Annotated in this window: 24 protein-coding genes; 8 read left to right on the top strand and 16 right to left on the bottom strand. The window is 23.8% G+C overall.

The window, feature by feature from the left end; all coding sequences use genetic code 4:
- Window positions 1–210 precede the first annotated feature (210 nt).
- From AC6I4F_RS06995 to AC6I4F_RS07025, 7 genes are all read right to left on the bottom strand, one after another.
- Window positions 211–396: a hypothetical protein gene (locus tag AC6I4F_RS06995; protein WP_497873337.1), complete on the bottom strand. Its 186-nt coding sequence runs from the start codon at window positions 394–396 to the stop codon at window positions 211–213.
- A complete protein-coding gene (locus AC6I4F_RS07000; protein ID WP_497873338.1) occupies window positions 383–1,123 on the bottom strand; it encodes a hypothetical protein in 741 nt (246 codons plus the stop codon). The genes AC6I4F_RS06995 and AC6I4F_RS07000 overlap by 14 nt, the downstream gene beginning before the upstream one ends.
- Window positions 1,123–1,908, bottom strand: coding sequence for a hypothetical protein (locus tag AC6I4F_RS07005; protein ID WP_497873339.1), 786 nt, complete (start codon window positions 1,906–1,908; stop codon window positions 1,123–1,125). The genes AC6I4F_RS07000 and AC6I4F_RS07005 overlap by 1 nt, the downstream gene beginning before the upstream one ends.
- The gene (locus AC6I4F_RS07010) at window positions 1,874–2,128 is read right to left on the bottom strand and encodes a hypothetical protein (RefSeq protein ID WP_497873340.1); all 255 of its coding nucleotides are present in this window, start codon (window positions 2,126–2,128) and stop codon (window positions 1,874–1,876) included. The genes AC6I4F_RS07005 and AC6I4F_RS07010 overlap by 35 nt, the downstream gene beginning before the upstream one ends.
- A gap of 123 nt (window positions 2,129–2,251) precedes the next feature.
- On the bottom strand, window positions 2,252–3,484 hold the full coding sequence (locus tag AC6I4F_RS07015) for a hypothetical protein (protein WP_497873341.1): 1,233 nt from the start codon (window positions 3,482–3,484) through the stop codon (window positions 2,252–2,254).
- Window positions 3,485–3,498: 14 nt separating this feature from the next.
- Window positions 3,499–3,798: a hypothetical protein gene (locus tag AC6I4F_RS07020; RefSeq protein WP_497873342.1), complete on the bottom strand. Its 300-nt coding sequence runs from the start codon at window positions 3,796–3,798 to the stop codon at window positions 3,499–3,501.
- Between the two features lie 398 nt (window positions 3,799–4,196).
- Window positions 4,197–4,496 (bottom strand): hypothetical protein, encoded by a 300-nt coding sequence (locus AC6I4F_RS07025; RefSeq protein ID WP_497873343.1) that lies wholly within the window; start codon window positions 4,494–4,496, stop codon window positions 4,197–4,199.
- Between the two features lie 205 nt (window positions 4,497–4,701).
- Between AC6I4F_RS07025 and AC6I4F_RS07030 the strand changes: the two genes are divergently transcribed.
- The 7 genes from AC6I4F_RS07030 to AC6I4F_RS07060 all read left to right on the top strand — a co-directional run bounded on the left by AC6I4F_RS07030 (window position 4,702) and on the right by AC6I4F_RS07060 (window position 8,381).
- A complete protein-coding gene (locus tag AC6I4F_RS07030) occupies window positions 4,702–5,679 on the top strand; it encodes a hypothetical protein (protein WP_497873344.1) in 978 nt (325 codons plus the stop codon).
- 912 nt (window positions 5,680–6,591) lie between these two features.
- Window positions 6,592–6,780 carry a hypothetical protein gene (locus tag AC6I4F_RS07035; protein ID WP_497873345.1) on the top strand — a complete coding sequence of 63 codons (189 nt, stop codon included), beginning with the start codon at window positions 6,592–6,594 and terminating at the stop codon, window positions 6,778–6,780.
- Window positions 6,773–6,946 carry a hypothetical protein gene (locus tag AC6I4F_RS07040; protein WP_497873346.1) on the top strand — a complete coding sequence of 58 codons (174 nt, stop codon included), beginning with the start codon at window positions 6,773–6,775 and terminating at the stop codon, window positions 6,944–6,946. The genes AC6I4F_RS07035 and AC6I4F_RS07040 overlap by 8 nt, the downstream gene beginning before the upstream one ends.
- A 105-nt stretch (window positions 6,947–7,051) precedes the next feature.
- On the top strand, window positions 7,052–7,267 hold the full coding sequence (locus AC6I4F_RS07045; RefSeq protein WP_497873347.1) for a hypothetical protein: 216 nt from the start codon (window positions 7,052–7,054) through the stop codon (window positions 7,265–7,267).
- Between the two features lie 39 nt (window positions 7,268–7,306).
- A complete protein-coding gene (locus AC6I4F_RS07050; RefSeq protein ID WP_497873348.1) occupies window positions 7,307–7,519 on the top strand; it encodes a transposase in 213 nt (70 codons plus the stop codon).
- Between the two features lie 107 nt (window positions 7,520–7,626).
- Window positions 7,627–7,800 carry a transposase gene (locus AC6I4F_RS07055; RefSeq protein ID WP_497873349.1) on the top strand — a complete coding sequence of 58 codons (174 nt, stop codon included), beginning with the start codon at window positions 7,627–7,629 and terminating at the stop codon, window positions 7,798–7,800.
- A 104-nt stretch (window positions 7,801–7,904) separates the two neighbouring features.
- On the top strand, window positions 7,905–8,381 hold the full coding sequence (locus tag AC6I4F_RS07060) for a transposase (protein ID WP_497874683.1): 477 nt from the start codon (window positions 7,905–7,907) through the stop codon (window positions 8,379–8,381).
- A gap of 159 nt (window positions 8,382–8,540) precedes the next feature.
- Here the strand turns inward: AC6I4F_RS07060 and rdgB are convergent, their stop codons facing one another.
- On the bottom strand, window positions 8,541–9,134 hold the full coding sequence (rdgB, locus tag AC6I4F_RS07065; RefSeq protein WP_497873350.1) for an RdgB/HAM1 family non-canonical purine NTP pyrophosphatase: 594 nt from the start codon (window positions 9,132–9,134) through the stop codon (window positions 8,541–8,543).
- Window positions 9,134–9,667: a cob(I)yrinic acid a,c-diamide adenosyltransferase gene (locus AC6I4F_RS07070; protein WP_497873351.1), complete on the bottom strand. Its 534-nt coding sequence runs from the start codon at window positions 9,665–9,667 to the stop codon at window positions 9,134–9,136. The genes rdgB and AC6I4F_RS07070 overlap by 1 nt, the downstream gene beginning before the upstream one ends.
- 211 nt (window positions 9,668–9,878) lie before the next feature.
- Between AC6I4F_RS07070 and AC6I4F_RS07075 the strand changes: the two genes are divergently transcribed.
- On the top strand, window positions 9,879–10,550 hold the full coding sequence (locus AC6I4F_RS07075) for a phosphotransferase (RefSeq protein WP_497874795.1): 672 nt from the start codon (window positions 9,879–9,881) through the stop codon (window positions 10,548–10,550).
- Window positions 10,551–10,675: 125 nt separating this feature from the next.
- On the opposite strand, the gene AC6I4F_RS07080 is transcribed toward AC6I4F_RS07075, so the two are convergent.
- From AC6I4F_RS07080 to AC6I4F_RS07110, 7 genes are all read right to left on the bottom strand, one after another.
- A complete protein-coding gene (locus AC6I4F_RS07080) occupies window positions 10,676–11,497 on the bottom strand; it encodes an IS1595 family transposase (protein WP_497873353.1) in 822 nt (273 codons plus the stop codon).
- A gap of 506 nt (window positions 11,498–12,003) precedes the next feature.
- Window positions 12,004–12,825 (bottom strand): IS1595 family transposase, encoded by an 822-nt coding sequence (locus tag AC6I4F_RS07085; protein ID WP_497873354.1) that lies wholly within the window; start codon window positions 12,823–12,825, stop codon window positions 12,004–12,006.
- Between the two features lie 119 nt (window positions 12,826–12,944).
- Window positions 12,945–13,829, bottom strand: a complete 885-nt coding sequence (gene ribF / locus AC6I4F_RS07090; protein WP_497873355.1) for a riboflavin biosynthesis protein RibF — start codon at window positions 13,827–13,829, stop codon at window positions 12,945–12,947.
- Window positions 13,822–14,745: a tRNA pseudouridine(55) synthase TruB gene (truB, locus tag AC6I4F_RS07095; RefSeq protein WP_497873356.1), complete on the bottom strand. Its 924-nt coding sequence runs from the start codon at window positions 14,743–14,745 to the stop codon at window positions 13,822–13,824. Before truB ends, ribF begins: the two co-directional genes overlap by 8 nt.
- A gap of 9 nt (window positions 14,746–14,754) precedes the next feature.
- Window positions 14,755–16,716 carry a type I DNA topoisomerase gene (gene topA, locus AC6I4F_RS07100; RefSeq protein ID WP_497873357.1) on the bottom strand — a complete coding sequence of 654 codons (1,962 nt, stop codon included), beginning with the start codon at window positions 16,714–16,716 and terminating at the stop codon, window positions 14,755–14,757.
- A 205-nt stretch (window positions 16,717–16,921) separates the two neighbouring features.
- Window positions 16,922–17,557, bottom strand: a complete 636-nt coding sequence (locus tag AC6I4F_RS07105) for an IS1595 family transposase (RefSeq protein WP_497873358.1) — start codon at window positions 17,555–17,557, stop codon at window positions 16,922–16,924.
- A 19-nt stretch (window positions 17,558–17,576) separates the two neighbouring features.
- Complete coding sequence (locus tag AC6I4F_RS07110) at window positions 17,577–17,738, bottom strand: hypothetical protein (protein ID WP_497873359.1); 162 nt, start codon at window positions 17,736–17,738, stop codon at window positions 17,577–17,579.
- Between the last annotated feature and the right edge of the window lie 18 nt (window positions 17,739–17,756).

The following is a 17,756-nucleotide window of genomic DNA, read 5'->3' on the forward strand; positions in this document are numbered from 1 at the left end:
AAAATAATATTATAAACATACCAAGACTATGACTAGTTATTTTTAAAATATTTGATATTAAAATTTTAATTTTATCTATATGATTACTATTTTTATTAAATCAAATCTTATTTAATTTTTATATTCTTTATTATCTTTAATTAATGGATTAATAGTATTTCATATACCAATTGGTTTAATTGGTTTATCTAATTCAATAATAATTACCACCTACTTTCATGTTTTATAAAAATTAGAATTTTGTTTAATTTTTATATATTTTCTTGTATGTAAAGAATTTTTTAATAATTGTTTTCTTTCATATCTTCATTGATTACTTCCTATTTCATTTTTAGATAAAGTTTTATATTCTTTTAATTTAAAAAAACCTTTTTCTAATCTATTAATAAAATGCATAGTTTTTTTGTACATTAATATTATTTGGATAAATTACACTAGTATCTTGTGAACCATAATATTTACCTTTTTTTGCTAATTCACTTTTAACATATTTTCTTAATTTACTTGGTAATCATTTTCTATTTCAAAATTTTCAAAATATAGTTCCAGCACCAGTACCATTTTTACCTTTTGCTTGTGTCATTAATATTCATATTTCTTGTGGAAATGTCGGATAAGTATATGGACCATATCATATTTGTCTTTTATCATTATCACTTTGAAATAATGTTGTTAAAGTTCCAATTTTTAAATTTTTATTATCAACAATAAATCTTCCTTTTTTAAATCATGAACTTGATAATAATTCTCATGCATTATTCGGGATTTCTTCTTCATTTTCTTTAAATAAATTATCAAATTTATTTACATAATTTTTAACAGTTCTAATTTCTGTTGGCATAATAGATTTTTTAAAACTATTTATTGAATTTTTAAATTTATTAATTTCATTTTGTAATATAGATAATTCAGTTGGTTTTAATATAGTTGTTAATTTTTTAAGTATATTTGGATTAAAAACACTATATGGTTGATGTATTTCTTTTTCATTAATATTTTCACTATCAAATACTGCTTTTAATGATTTATTTTTATAATAAGTTTTTAAAGCATTAATTAATGCTAATTTAATATCATTACTTGCTAAAGCATAATAAATTCATTGAATAATTAAAGGTAACATTATAAACTCATATTATTATAGTCTCAATTTAATGGTACTTCATGAAAATCACTACCATGATTATTAACATTAGCATTAACTAAATTAGCATGTTCATTAGTAAATGATGTTTCTTGCATTTCTTCAATATGATTAGTTGTTTCCATAGGTAGTAAATTATGAATTATTTCACTAGTACCAGCAACAATAGTAGGAATTGCATAAGCATTATTAAAATCATTATTTATACCCATAGCTACACCACTTGAAATTAAACAACCACCAGTAGCCATATTTGCTATTTTTCTTATGGTTTCAAATTTACTTGGTATTAATTCAGTAATTCCTGCAATTAGATTAGCAATACCATAAGCATTTAATGAAATATATGTATCTCAATCCATTAAATGATTATCAGTAGTATTAGTAGTACTTAATAATAAATCTGGTGAAAATGGGTCAACAGTATTAGTTGTTATTGGATTTTCTGTTTGATTAGGATTAATGGAAGAGTTAATAAATTTACTATAATTTGCTAAACCAATTGTTCCTAAACCTAATACTATCTTTTTACTTGAATTTAATAATTTAATTTTTAAACTTGGCATTTGATTTAGATTTCATATATCAATTCCTAATTTTTTACCAAATAATAAACTATTAATTGAACCTAATACTGGATTTACAATTACTTGACCATAATAAGCACTTGTACCAATAATTGCACAAATAGGACTTATTCCAGTTCTAATTAATTTAGTTAAAGTATAATTACTCAATGGTGTAGTGTCAGTATGTTGTGGCATATTTATTTTCTCCTTTTAATAATTGATTATTTTTTTTAATTTGAATTCTAACTGTTCCTTGACAATTTATATTATTACCAACACATATTGCAAAATTATCATGTACATCACTTACTATAAAATAATCATTTCTTAATTTAGGATATTCATCTAATAATATTGCTCTTAAATCATTACTACTAGTTAAATCTTCTGGTTTAGGTGAATAAATAATAATCATCAAAATATTTATAAATATATTCCATAATTATTTTTTAGTAAATTCTAAATTTACTACTCCATAATAATCAGGACTATCTTTTGCACCATTAATTTTTGCACTTATTGATGTAATATTACTAAATTATACTTTTTTACCTTTTTCATAACCAAGATTACCAGCATTTACTATTGCATTTTTTAATTCATCATTAGTAGGTTTATCACCAGCCATAGTAATTTTTCCTAAATTTTTATAATAAATAACATCTTCTAAATTTAATTTATTTATATCATCATATAAAGTTGATTGATAAGTTGCGTTTTCATTTTTATGATTAGTTAAAAAATCTTTTGCTCTTGCTTCTTTTATTTCTTCAACTGTAGGCATAGTTGGTCTAATTAAATACATTAAATTAGGTCTAATAGCGCTTGGTAATGCAAATAAACATTTACCAATAATTTTAATATTATCTGTATCATTATCTAATTTTTGTCTTATTTTAGTAAATGAAATAGGCATACCTCACATATATCTATTAACTACAAAACCATGTGTATTTGATAAATTATAATCATTTTCTAAATGCATTGCTTTTTCAGTATCATGAATAAATTCTTGTTCTAAATAAAAACTTTCTCAAAATTCCATACCAGCAATTAAACTTGTATATCTTCTACCATATGCTAATGTATCTGCTGAAATTTGACTATAATTTAAAACAGTAAATGCTTTTGATAAACCTAAATTACTATCAATTCCAGTTGCTCCCATTAAATCTTCTCTATTAGTTCCTACAGTAATATAATTTAATAATTTAATTAATTTATTATTTCTTGCTCAAATTTTATAATAAGCTTCTTTTGCTTGTTCTGCATTCATATTAATTAAATCTAAAGGTAATACTAATGATTTAGCAACAGCATAATCTTGAATACCATTTAAAAATATTAATTCTAAGTTTTCACCTAAATTTCTCATAAATGAAGCTGTTCAATTTGAAACAATTTGTACTGCAATATCTTTTGGTGCTTTCATAAATATTTCAATATCAAATTCTGGAATTTCAAAATCAATTGTTAAATATTTATTAATTTCTAATTTAGTTGTATAAACATCACCAATTTGTCTTTTAGTACCACTTTTTACATCTCATGTTGAACCTCATAATACACGAACTGTTGCACGATATATTGCAATACCAACTCCAGCCATTTCACCAATTTGAGAAGCACTACAAGTTCCACGCATAAACATTGTTGATTTTTCACTTGTTAATTCACCACGTACTTGGGATTCAAGTACACTTAAAATAGCATTTTCTGTTGGATTATTACCTTTAATAAAAAATGCTTCAGGTATTTTTATTGCTCCCATAATAAAACTTCTTTCTATTTACCAATAGATTCAAAGGCTTCATTTCTAGTAATTTCAACTAAATCTTCTAATTCTTTTTGATTAGTCATTCCTTGTGTTATTGCTTTATTTTTTAAATCTTGAGCAATTTTAAAATGGTCTAATGAATTATTATGTAATTTTAAAATTAAATCAGTAGTATTAATTGAATTATCTTGTTGTTTATTTTCTTGTTTAATAGATTCTGTTTTATCAATTAAAAAATCTTTATAATCTTCATTTATTTTATTAAATTCTTCTTGTTTAGATAAAGATTTATAATTATCAGTACTCATTAAATTTTTAATTAAATTTACTTTTTTAGTATCTTTAATATTTGAAAATAATTGTTGCTCTTCAAAACTATTAATTTTATTTTCATATTCTTTTATTTTTGTTTCATATTCATTTAATTTATTTTTTGTTGGTTCTAATTCTTTTTTAATTACTTCATCTTTTGCTTCTGCAAATACAACATTTTTTTTGTTGTTTTAATATATCTTGTAATTCTTCAAAAGAATAAGTCTCTTTTTTATCAACATTAAAATTATTCATTTTAAATGCGCTCCCTTGTTAATAAATTTTTCATAAATTCCCTTGTAACTTATGTTAATAAATAACATAATCGCTTTAATAAATTATATCATTTTTATCCTTTAAAATAAAGAAAAAAACCTATATTTATTATAGGTTTCTAATCATTATTTTCTATTTTTCTTGGTTCACAAAGATTAATAATTATATTACTTTTTGTATTATTTTCTTCTAAATTATTTTGTAAATAATCAAATTCTTCTGGATGACATTTTCTTAAATATTCTCATTGATATTTTGAGTCTTTCATAGTATTTCGTAATAAATAATTTGCAATTTTTTGACATGCTTTATCATATTCTTTTAAAAAATTTTGTTGTCATTTTGTCTGGTAGCGTCGGCAATCAAATATATATTTTCTATCAATTCCTAATGCTAAATTTAAAACAGTTTTTGTCATTCTTGTTGGAACATTTTTATTATCTCTAAAATATTCATTTATCTTTTCTTTATAATTTCCTAATTATTTTCTTTTTGCTGGCATATTATCACCTTATTTAAAACTTATATATTTAATTATATCATTTCTAGTTTTATTAAATTACAAAATTTTAATTTTAATAGTCATATAATCATTTCATAAATTTAAGAAAGAATTTAATATCATGCCTTGAATTAATGATAAATATGATTATGATACTTTTGATATTCAGCATGCAAATCAAAAATTAGAAGATTATGATAAAGATTTATTAGATTATGATTATTATTGATATAAAAATAAATATGATAAAAGTAAATTTAAATTAATACAAAGAAGAATGAAATTATTAATTAATCCTTTTGGAAAATCTTATCTTCCATTAAGAATATATAAAAATTTAGAAAAAAATGAAAATATAATTCCAGTTAAACAAGCAATAGGAATTAAAAAATATAAAAATTGTACTAATAATTTAACATTATTTATAATAAAACAAATACATAAAGGTAAAAGACAATGTGATATTAAAGATATGTTACCATATTGTGGAATTTCAAAACAAACTTATAGTAATATAATAAAAAATACAAAAATTGAAATTCAATTAACAATAAATAAATATGAAGTTAAAGATTATTTACATATTGATATGGATGATTGTTTTGAATATTTAGCAAATGAACAAGGAATAATTGAAAAATATTGTATTAGAATTTTTAATTGTTATACTCATAAAATTAATATTTATAAAAATAGAAATCAATTACAAAATAAAATACAAGCATATATGATTTTTAAACCAAGTGATAATATAACTCAAGATAAAGTATATGAATTTGTATACGAAACTATTGTTAATAATTATGATTTTAAAATTAATCATTTAACTAATATATTTTGACAAAATAATAATTTAATTATTGGTGGAGATGGTGCATTATGAATTAGAGCAATGGCTAAATGATTTGGTGGAAAATATGTATTAGATTATTTTCATGGTATTAGTTATTTATGAAAAGCATTTATTAATGTAAAAGGAAAGAAAAAATCTGATACAAATTGACCTAATTATTTTGATACATCATTTAATTTTAAAAATGGTAATTATAATGAATTAATTAATATTTTAAAACCTAATGTTAATGAAAAAAACTTTTAATTATTTTAAAAATAATGAACAAGGAATTATTAATCAAGGTAAAGATTGAAATATTGGTTGTCATGCTTAAAGTACTGTTTCACATTTAGTTAAATCTTTAAAAGGTTATGGTGCAAAATCATATAATTATAAAACATTTGTAAATATGTTAAATACAAGAATTGCTCATATTAATAATCAAAATATTGTTATTTGTTAATGTTATAAAATTAAATAATTATAAACCTAAATAGTTAGGAATTTTTAATTAATATGCTATAATTGTGATAACAATTAAAGATATTTTTCTCTCAAAAAAATATACTTTATACGCATTTTTTAAACGGCCGATAAGTTAAAAAACTTAAAACTCTTGCATTATAAAAATTATGTAATGCTTTTTGAATTAATTTAGACTTAGTAGGAACATTATTATTTCTTAATTTAGTAATATTACCAATATTCTTTATACCTAATTTATTTCTATCATTTCTAATGATATCAATAGTTAAAACAACATTTTTAACATAACAAGCATAAAATTTTTTTTAAAATAAAAATTATATGAAATATTCATTTAAAATTATTCCTGGTCAGAATTTTTAATAAAATTAAATGATTTATAAATAAATATTAAATATTAAATTAAATAAATATAAATCTTATAAAAATTATAAAATAAAAAAATATCATTAATAAAAATTAATGATAGTAACAAAAATGATACTTAACTTAATTATACAGATGAAACAAAATATAAAGTTTTTTTTGTACTTTTATAGATGCTAATAATTTTCATAAAAATTATAAACATCATTTATTAGAAAATGCTTTTATTACACATTATGAAATATTAGTATTGGAAGTTTATATTTCAAAAGAAGAATCAGACATGATAAATCAAAAACTTAATTAATGAAAGGAATAAATAAAATGAAAATATTTACAGTTAATCAAGAATCAATTAATAAAGGGATAATAAATCAATATTTTGGATTTGATATTGTAACTACAGAATTAGTAGCAGAAGTTATTAAAAGAACTAATGTTATTAAGATTGATGATATTATTTTTAAACTTGATAATCGTGTCAAAGGATTTTGTTTAAATGAATATGAGTAAATTAATTTTTAAAAAAGAAACTCATCAATATTTTTTAGAAGATAAAGAATTAATATCAGTTTCGAGAATTATTGATAATTATTTAGGTTTTGGTTATAGTCATATAGCACCAGAAGTATTAAAAAATGCTTCAAATCGAGGTAAATGAGTTCATAAACTTAATTAATTATATTTACAAAATATTAATGAAGAAAATATTATTAATAATTTATTAAAAAAATTAAAACCATTAACTAATAATATAAACTATTCTTATTGTAAAAAATCACTTATGTTTTTAAAAGAAAAATTTAAAGATAAAAATAATTATGAATTTATTATAGAAAAACCTATTAGTGATACTTTAATTGCTGGAACACCAGATTTAGTTTATTTAGATAAAAAAGAAAATAAATATTATTTAGTTGATTATAAAACATATGCTTGTATTGATGAAGATAAATTAAAAAGTGGATGGGTTACAATTTATTGGACACTAATTACGTAAACAAGTGAACAAATTAGTTAAAAAAAAGGAATTATAATTATGGCCAATATTAACTCATATTCAGATGAATTTAAAAAACAAATAGTAGCTTTATATCAAAGTGGTAAGTCAGTGTCTTGTTTTGCTAAAGAGTACAATGTTACAAGAGAAGCTACTTATAATTGAATTAAGAAATTTACTAATTCAGGCAGTTTTAAAACCAAAGATAACCGTTCTGTTGAAGAAAATGAATTAATTAAATTAAGAAAATAATTAAAACAATTAAGAATGGAAAATGATATTTTAAAGAAAGCAGCACTAATAATAGGCAGAAAATAGAAATTATTATCAAAAATAAAGTTAAATATAAAATTCGTACAATGTGTCGTTTTTTAAAAATCTCTAAATCAACATATTATTTTAATTTCAAGAAAAAAGAAGATAAAATTCAAAATAATATTTATGATGAAACTGTTATTAGTGCTTTTAAAGAAAATAAAGAAACTTATGGAACAAGAAGATTAAAAGTTGTTCTAAAAGAAAAGAAAATTTAGCAAACAATAAAGTAAAAAACGAAAAATATCATAATAAAGTCAATGATAGTCAAATTACTGATGATGTTAATAGAGACTTTAATAATAGGCTTAAAAATGAAGTTATTGTTAGTGATTTAACTTATTTTCAAGTTAATGGTAAATGAAACTATATTTGCTTATTAATCGACTTGTACAATCGCGAAATTATTGGACATAGTGTAGGTACTAAAAAAGATGCATCATTAGTATATCAAGCATTTATGTGCTCAAATCGTTGTTTAAAAAATATTCAAATATTTCATAGCGATTGCGGTAATGAATTTAATAACAAAACTATTGATAAAATTTTATTAGCCTTCAATATTACCCGCTCTTTAAGCAAAAAAAGTTGTCATTATGCTAACGCTGTTGCTGAAGCAACTTTCAAAACTTTCAAAACAGAATTTATTAATGATAAAAATTTTACATCATTAATCCAATTAAAATTAAAATTATTTGATTATATCAATTGATACAACAAAATAAGAATCCACAGTACTCTAAACTACTTAACCCCCATAAAACACCAAGCACAAATGTCTACCAAAAAACAGTCCTAAAAAAAGTTGCCATTACACTAAATGGTTTTATTCGTGATTTTCAAATAGGAGTAGTGGTAGTTTTAATATTATTGTTATTACCAGTTAATAATGGTAATTATGAATCTGTTAATGATTATTACAAAATTAAATCATCCTTTTTGTTTTAATTTTAAATATCTAATTTTGTTCTTGTAAAAATGTTAATAATTGCTCAATTGCTGAATTACGATGAGAAATTTTATTTTTATCTGCTAATGACAATTCACCTAAAGTAGCATGTACTACTGGAACATAAAATATTTGATCGTAACCAAAACCATCATTACCTTTTATCTCAGTAGTGATTTCACCTTCAAGTTTACCAATAAATGATTTAGTAATCTTATGATCAAAATCAACATAAGCAATAGCAGAAATAAATACTGCTGCACGATTAGTTTCACCTTCCATTTGTTCTAAAATGTCTAACATTGCATCATGATAGGACATTTCTCCCTTTCATCGTGCTGAGTTAATACCAGGAAAATTATTTAAAGCCAATATTTCTAATCCTGAATCATCAGCAATAACAGGACCATTCACTAATTTCGCAAGTGTTGTTGCTTTTAAAATTGCATTTTCAATAAATGATGTACCTGTTTCATTAATTTCAAGAGGAGAATTAAGATCTAACATTGATTTGACATTATATCCCTTTGTTTGTAATATACTCTTTAATTCATTAATTTTACCGATATTATTAGATGCAAACCATAAGGTTTTAGCAGTCATTAATAATCAATCCCTTCACGAGCAATTTGACCTTGTTCAAAATAATGTTTAATTGATTTAACTTCACTAATTAAATTAGCACATTGCTCTAAGTCAAAAGATGCATATCTACCAGATAATGCAATTTCAATATGTCTTTTTTTATTTTTTAAAATTTCAATTAAGTCTTGTTCTTTAATCAAATTATTTTGAATACACCCTAAAATTTCATCAACAACAATAAGATCAGTATTATCACTTTGACTTAACAGTTTTAATCTAGTAAGACCATAATTAGTTTCTTGTTTTAATTTATTTTTTTCTTCTTCATCCATTTCTCAAAAAAATTTTTGCGAAGATTCATAAAAACTTTCAATTTTAAGTTTAGTATTTTGTTTTAAAAAATTAATTTCACCAGAAGGACGATTTTTTAAAAAACGTAAGTAACTAACATTAAGATTATTACCCAATGCTCTAATTACCATACCATTAAGAATTGAGGTTTTACCTCTTCCTTCACCTTTATAAATATGAATATAACCTTTTTTTAACATACTATCACTTACTTTCAATAATTTTTATTTAATAAATTGTATAATTTTATTACGGACAATACAAGCAAAATAGAGGTGCCATTTTGAAATTTAAAACTATTAAACCACCATATCAATTAGAACTATTAAAAACAAAAGGTTTAACCAATGACTTATTTTTAGTAAATAAACATTTTTTTTAAAACAATTTAAAGATATTTTGCAACCTTTTTTGAATTTTACAAATCAAATTAATGTTATTAAATTAATTAAATCAAAAAAATTTACATTACCTATTAATGAAGTCAATATTAATAATAAACTATTAACCTTAATGCCATATTATCATAATTTAATTAATTTAAGCGAACAAATAATTAATAAACAAATATTAGAACAAATTTCATCATTGGTAAAACAACTACATAATATTAAATTTGATAATAAATCATTAATTAAAACTTGAAAAGGCTTAGAACAACTTAATTTATACTGTAATTTAACTACTAGTAATCCTTGCTTAGAAAAAATAACAAGTGAGGTAATCAAATGAATTGCTACTTATCAACCAACAACAATTGTTTTATCTCATAATGATTTAACATTAAATAATTTTGTTAAAAAAAATAATTGTTGATATTTAATTGATTGAGATTTTGCTTGTTGAAATGATGAATTATTTGATATTGCCTCTTTTGCTTCTGAAAGTTTAACTTCTGAAACCCAAATTAATGCTTGATTTAATTGTTTTAATTTAAATAATGAACAAACAATTATTGTCAAAAAATGAATGAATTATCAAAATTTAATTTGATACTATTGAGCTTGTTATTTATACGAACAAACTAATTTAAACATATATAAAGAAATTAGTGAAAGTAAATTAACTAATCTATTAAAATAAGTTATTTAAATAATTCATTCATTTTACTTAATTATATTTGGCTTTTATCCCTTTATGTACTATTTTTAAATTTTATCACATAAATGGAGATAAAAGCCTATCTAGGAAATTATCCCCGCATGTATCTAAATCAAACACAAAATTATAGTTTCAAAACTAGGTATCTTATTGAATTTATATGCAGCTTCTTTTGCATATAAATGAATATTGTGTTTTGAAACTTTTATGTGTGTTCGGAAAGTTCGTCGGATGTTTTTTCATGCAGATTCAATCTGGTTTGTGTTTACACCTGTTGATGACACATACCCAACTTCATGATTTACGATTTCATGTTTGTGATAGAAGTTTTTGAAACTTCCATATCCCTTCCAAGAATCCGTAAATAGACAACACCCAGTAGAAATGTTTTTCAATGCAAATCATAAAAGTTTTTTCTCATCTGCTTTTTTCAATACTTTCACAATTAGTTTGTTGCTGGTTTTCTCATAAACTCCAACAATCAAGGTTTTATTCAACAAGGAAGATCCTTGTTGAATAAAACCTACATGTGAAAGATACATTTCATCTATCTGTGCTGTGCCATCATCAATGAACCCTGCATCTTGATTCCAAATTCTAGTTCTGATTTCATGACTCATTCTTCAAACTGTTTTATATGTCACACCCAATTCCCTTGCAACATCTGTTGATGGTATACCATGCTTTGTGTTTATTCATCTAAAGATGAAATAAAACCAAGATGTCAAAGGTGTTTGTGACTTGTGAAAAATGGTGTCATGAAGAATACTAAATGTTTGATGACATTTCAAACATCTTATTCTTCTTAAATCAGAAACATTAAAAATAGAAGAAGCACACCCGATACATTTCATTACTTTCAACTTCGCTATATATTTCAAACAATCGTTTTCATTTTGAAATATGCTATTGAATTCATTTCAATTCATTTTTTCCTCCACACTAGTACATGTGGGGATAATTTCCTTATATTTTTTAATTTCTTAACAAATTGAACCATAATTAGGTAATTTATTAGTAGTCTGTTTTTTTTGTTCAATTTGTTTTCCTTGTAAATTTATTTCTACTATATTATTAACAGCTGATTTTATTTGATTCTATTTCAATAACTATACATTTATTATTTGAAGTGTGTTCTTGTAACAATGGCATTGTTTCATCATTTACAATTTGACAATTATCATTTGAAGTAATATTTTTATGTAAATTTTCTTTATAATCACAGTTTGCACAAATTTCATTATTATTTTTTATTTGATTTATAAATTTTTTTACTCAATATTTCATTATTTATTTACTCTCTTTTTTATTTTTTATTTTTCATTAGCATATACAATAAAATTTAATTTGTCTTTTATCCCTTTATGTACTATTTTTAAATTTTATCACATAAACGGAGATAAAAGCCTATCTAGGAAATTATCCCCACATGTATCTAAATCAAACACAAAATTATAGTTTCAAAACTAGGTATCTTATTGAATTTATATGCAGCTTCTTTTGCATATAAATGAATATTGTGTTTTGAAACTTTTATGTGTGTTCGAAAAGTTCGTCGGATGTGTTTTCATGCAGATTCAATCTGGTTTGTGTTTACACCTGTTGATGACACATACCCAACTTCATGATTTACGATTTCATGTTTGTGATAGAAGTTTTTGAAACTTCCATATCCCTTCCAATAATCCGTAAATAGACAACACCCAGTAGAAATGTGGTTTCTTGCAAACTGCAAAAGATTTTTACTCTTTGCGTTTTTCAATACTTTTACAATTAAATTATTGGTTTTTTTTTGATAAATTACAATAATCAAGGTTTTATTCAACAAGGATCTTCCTTGTTGAATAAAACCTACATGTGAAAGATACATTTCATCCATCTGTGCTGTGCCATCATCAATGAACCCTGCATCTTGATTCCAAATTCTAGTTCTGATTTCATGACCCATTCTTCAAGCTGTTTTATATGTCACACCCAATTCCCTTGCAACATCTGTTGATAGTATACCATGCTTTGTGTTTATTCATCTAAAGATGAGATAAAAACAAGATGTCAAAGGTGTTTGTGACTTGTGAAAAATGGTGTCATGAAGAATACTAAATGTTTGATGACATTTCAAACATCTTATTCTTCTCAAATCAGAAACATTAAAACTAGAAGAAGCACACCTGATACATTTCATTACTTTCAACTTCGCTATATATTTCAAACAATCGTTTTCATTTTGAAATATGCTATTGAATTCATTTCAATTCATTTTTTCCTCCACACTAGTACATGTGGTGATAATTTCCTTAAATTTTACTGGAAATAGTTTTTAATAAATAGTATTTATAATGTTAATAATTATTGTAAATATAAAGAATATCACAATTATTATGGCTTTAATAATTTACTAATAGAATTAGCAAAATATTTAATTGTTTCTATTAAATCTTTATCCACTTGTTTTTTTAAATCATCTAAATTAGTAAATTTTAAATTATCACGAAGAAAATCTAAAAATCTAACTTTAATGATTTTTCCATATAAATCTTGATTAAAGTTTAATAAGTAAGTTTCAACTAACGGCTTATTATTACGTAACATAATTACTGTCATACTTTGATATCATTTATTATCTACTTCAGTAAGCGTAATATAAGTAGCAAGACCTGGTAATGAATAGTTTGTTAGTAACAATAAATTAGCAGTTGGAAAATTAATCGTTCTAGCCTCTTTAATACCATGAACTACTTTACCGCTAATTGTATATGGCTCTTGTTGTAAACAAAGATTAGCACTACTAATATCTTTATTTTGTAAAAGTTGTTTAATATAAGTTGAAGAAACTTTGTTATTATTAACAATAATATTATTACAAAGATAAACTTGTAATGAAGATTGTTGTAATGTTTTAATATTACCTTGCCCTTGATAACCAAACCTAATATTTGGATTAGCAACTACTGCTTTAACATTATTTGCCAATAATCACGAAATAAATTGCTCTGGTGAAAGTGTTGCTATTTCTTTACTAAACTTAATTTCCCAATAATAATCAAAATTATATTTAGCAATTGTTTTAATTTTATCTTCATTACTTAATAAAACCTCATTATTTTTATTACTAATTACACTTTGTGGTTTTCTATCAAAACTAATAATACATGTTTGATAATTATTTATTGTTGAATTAACTAATAATTGTTTAAATAAGGCTTGATGACCTTGATGAATACCATCAAAAAATCCTCAACAAGCAATAATTGGTTTAGACATCAATTTTTGATTTTGAATATTTAGATTTTTCAATTTTAATATCTTCATTACATTTAAAACCTCGTTGGCTTACGTATAAATTATTTTTTTGATTACGATAAATAGCTAATGGCAAATGTTCAGAATTAACAACTAAAACATATGGCTCATTAGTACTATAAATAACTAAAGGTTTACCATCAATAACACTTTTACTATTATCAACAACAATCGCTGGCATAATATTTTTAACACCATCATAAATACTAATATGATTTTTACTAACTGTTTCTTCATTGATAACATCTAAATTTAAGGTATTACTTAAATCAAAACCCGATTGATGAATTCTTCTCAAATAAGTTAAAGTTGCTGATGTATGTAAAATTCTAGCAATGTCAGTAACCAAAGCTCGAACATAAGTTCCTTTTGAACATACTACTTCAAAAGTAACTAAATCATTATTAAAACTAATTAATTTTAAAGATTTAATATAAACCTTACGTTTTGGTAATTCAACAGGAATATTCTCGCGAGCATATTCATAAAGTTTTTTACCATTAATTTTAACTGCTGCATAAGCAGGAATTATTTGCTCATATTGACGATTATTATAAAATTCAAGTGCTTTAACTAATTCTGATTCTTTTAAATCAAGATGTGGTTTTGATTCAATAATTTTACCAGTAATATCGCCGGTGTCGGTTTTTAAAAATAGTTGCATTTTTGCAATGTAAACTTTATCACTTTTTAAAATAAAATCACTAATTTTGGTTGCTTCATTCACAAGTACTACCATTAGTCCTGTTGCTAAAGGATCTAACGTACCTGTATGACCAATTTTATTTAATTTCAAACGTTTTTTAATAACAACAAGACAATCTTGTGATGTCATAAATGAAGGTTTATCTATTAATAATATATAATCTTTTAACATGCGTTTCACCTACTTTACTTCTTTATCAGAAGTTATTTCTTGATACTTTTCAACATGTTTACAATTTGGATAATTAGTACATCCTAAAAATTTTCGATTTTGTTTTGAAAATTTAACAACCATTCAACCATCTGTACATACTAAACAAGGTTTAATTTTTTCTAATTGTTTTTGAATATATCGACATTTTGGAAATGCTGAACAACCGTTAAATTTACCATATCTTCCTGTTCTTTGCACAAGTGGGGCACCACAAAGTGGACAATCTTGATCTAATAAAACTGGTTTAATTTTAAACTCAGTCATTTTATCAAAAGCATCATCAATTCTTGGTTCAAACTTAAATCAAAAGTCTTTTACCACTTGATGCATATCAAAATTACCATGAGCAATTTGATCTAATTGAGTTTCAACTTGTGAAGTATATGTCTCATTAATAATATCATAAAAAAACTCTTGAAGTTTATCATTAGTTAAAAGACCTTTCTCAGTAGCTTTAAAAGACTTATTTTCAATAATAACATAACCGCGTTTTTTAATAGTGTTCATAATTGGATTATAAGTTGATGGTCGACCAATTCCTAGTTCTTCTAATGTTTTAATTAATTTAGCTTCTGTGTATCTTGGTTTTGGTTTAGTAAAGTGTTGCTGTAAATTTACTGACTCAACTTTAATAATTTGATATTTTTCAAATTTTGGTAAAAATAAAAGTTCTTCATTTTCAAGACTTTCTACATCAAGCGTTAAAAATCCTTTAAACTTGATTTGTTGTCCTGTTAAACGAAATTGATAATCATTATTTTTAAATAAAACAGTAGTACTAATTAATTGTGCTGGTGCCATTAATGAACTAAGGGCACGAAAATAAATTAAATTATAAAGTTTTAATTGATCTTTATTTAAAAAATCAATAGCACGTTTATTATTCATTGTTAAATCAGTTGGTCTGATTGCTTCATGAGCATCTTGCACATTTTTTTTATTAGTCTGTTCTTTCTTCTGCCCAAGATATTGGTCACCATATTCATTAACAATTAATGTTTTGGCATTTTCAATAAATTTATCATTTAAACGTATTGAATCAGTACGAGGATAACTAATAAATCCGGTAAGTGTTCCGTTAACATCAATTCCTTCATACAATTGCTGAGCAATAAGCGTTGTTTTAGCAGTACTAAAATTTAATTGCGTTGATGCTGCTTGTAATAAACTACTAGTAGTAAATGGATTTAATGAATTACGCTTACGATTTTGTTCAGTAACAGAAATTACTTGATAACTATCGCTTAATGCATTTTTAATAGCAACTACTTCTTGTTCATTATTAATAACTAACAGTTCTTCTTTATATTTTTCACAATTTAATATTATTTTTTTTTGATAAGTACTATTAATTGTTCAAAATTCTTTACTAATAAAATTAGTAATTTCACGTTCTCTTGTTGCTATTAATTTTAATGCTACTGATTGTACTCTCCCTGCACTACGTGAACCGATCTTTTTTTGTAATAGATTACTTAAGCGAAAACCAATGATACGATCAACCATTCTTCTTGCTTCTTGACTACGAACTAATGGTAAATCAATACTATGTGGAGATTTAAATGCTGTTAAAATTGCATCTTTAGTAATTTCATTAAAAGTTATTCGTGATGATATATTACTTGTTGCTAATACTTGATCTAAATGATAAGCAATTGCTTCTCCTTCGCGATCATGATCGGTTGCTAGATAAACATGAGTAATACTTTTTAATTTACTTTTTAATTCTTTTGCCTTTGGCATTTTTTTGCGATCAATTTTGTAAATTGGTTCAAAAGTTTCTAAATCAATTCCCAAACCATATTGACCTTTAATTGCTAAATTACGAATGTGTCCATCGGAAGATAACACTAAATAATCATTACCTAAATATGATTGTACTGCTTTACTTTTAACTGGAGATTCCATGATTACTAATTTTGATGGCATCTTATATCTTCCTCTATATATAATTTATTAGCTTTATTAAAATACTATTTTGTAATATATATAACTTTAACGCGAAAGTCAATATTTTTTTGGATATATGCTTTTTTATAAAAATTTTAGGATTTTATCCCTTTATGTACTGTTTTTAAATTTTATCACATAAATGGAGATAAAAGCCTATCTAGGAAATTATCCCCACATGTATCTAAATCAAACACAAAATTATAGTTTCAAAACTAGGTATCTTATTGAATTTATATGCAGCTTCTTTTGCATATAAATGAATATTGTGTTTTGAAACTTTTATGTGTGTTCGGAAAGTTCATCGGATGTTTTTTCATGCAGATTCAATCTGGTTTGTGTTTACACCTGTTGATGACACATACCCAACTTCATGATTTACGATTTCATGTTTGTGATAGAAGTTTTTGAAACTTCCATATCCCTTCCAAGAATCCGTAAATAGACAACACCCAGTAGAAATGTGTTTCAATGCAAATCATAAAAGGTTTTTCTCATCTGCTTTTTTCAATACTTTCACAATTAGTTTGTTGCTGGTTTTATCATAAACTCCAACAATCAATTTTTTATTCAACAAGGATCTTCCTTGTTTTTTAAAACCTACATGTGAAATATACATTTCATCCATCTGTGCTGTGCCATCATCAATGAATCCTGCACCTTGATTCAAAATTCTAGTTCTGATTTCATGACCCATTCTTCAAGCTGTTTTATATGTCACACCCAATTCCCTTGCAACATCTGTTGATGGTATACCATGCTTTGTGTTTATTCATCTAAAGATGAGATAAAACCAAGATGTCAAAGGTGTTTGTGACATATAAAACATCTTATTCTTCTTAAATCAGAAACATTCAAACTAGAAGAAGCACACCTGATCATTTTATTACTTTCAACTTCGCTATATATTTCAAACAATCGTTTTCATTTTGAAATATGCTATTGAATTCATTTCAATTCATTTTTTCCTCCACACTAGTACATGTGGGGATAATTTCCAAATTTTAAATAACTTATTA

This window comes from Spiroplasma ixodetis (assembly GCF_059729505.1).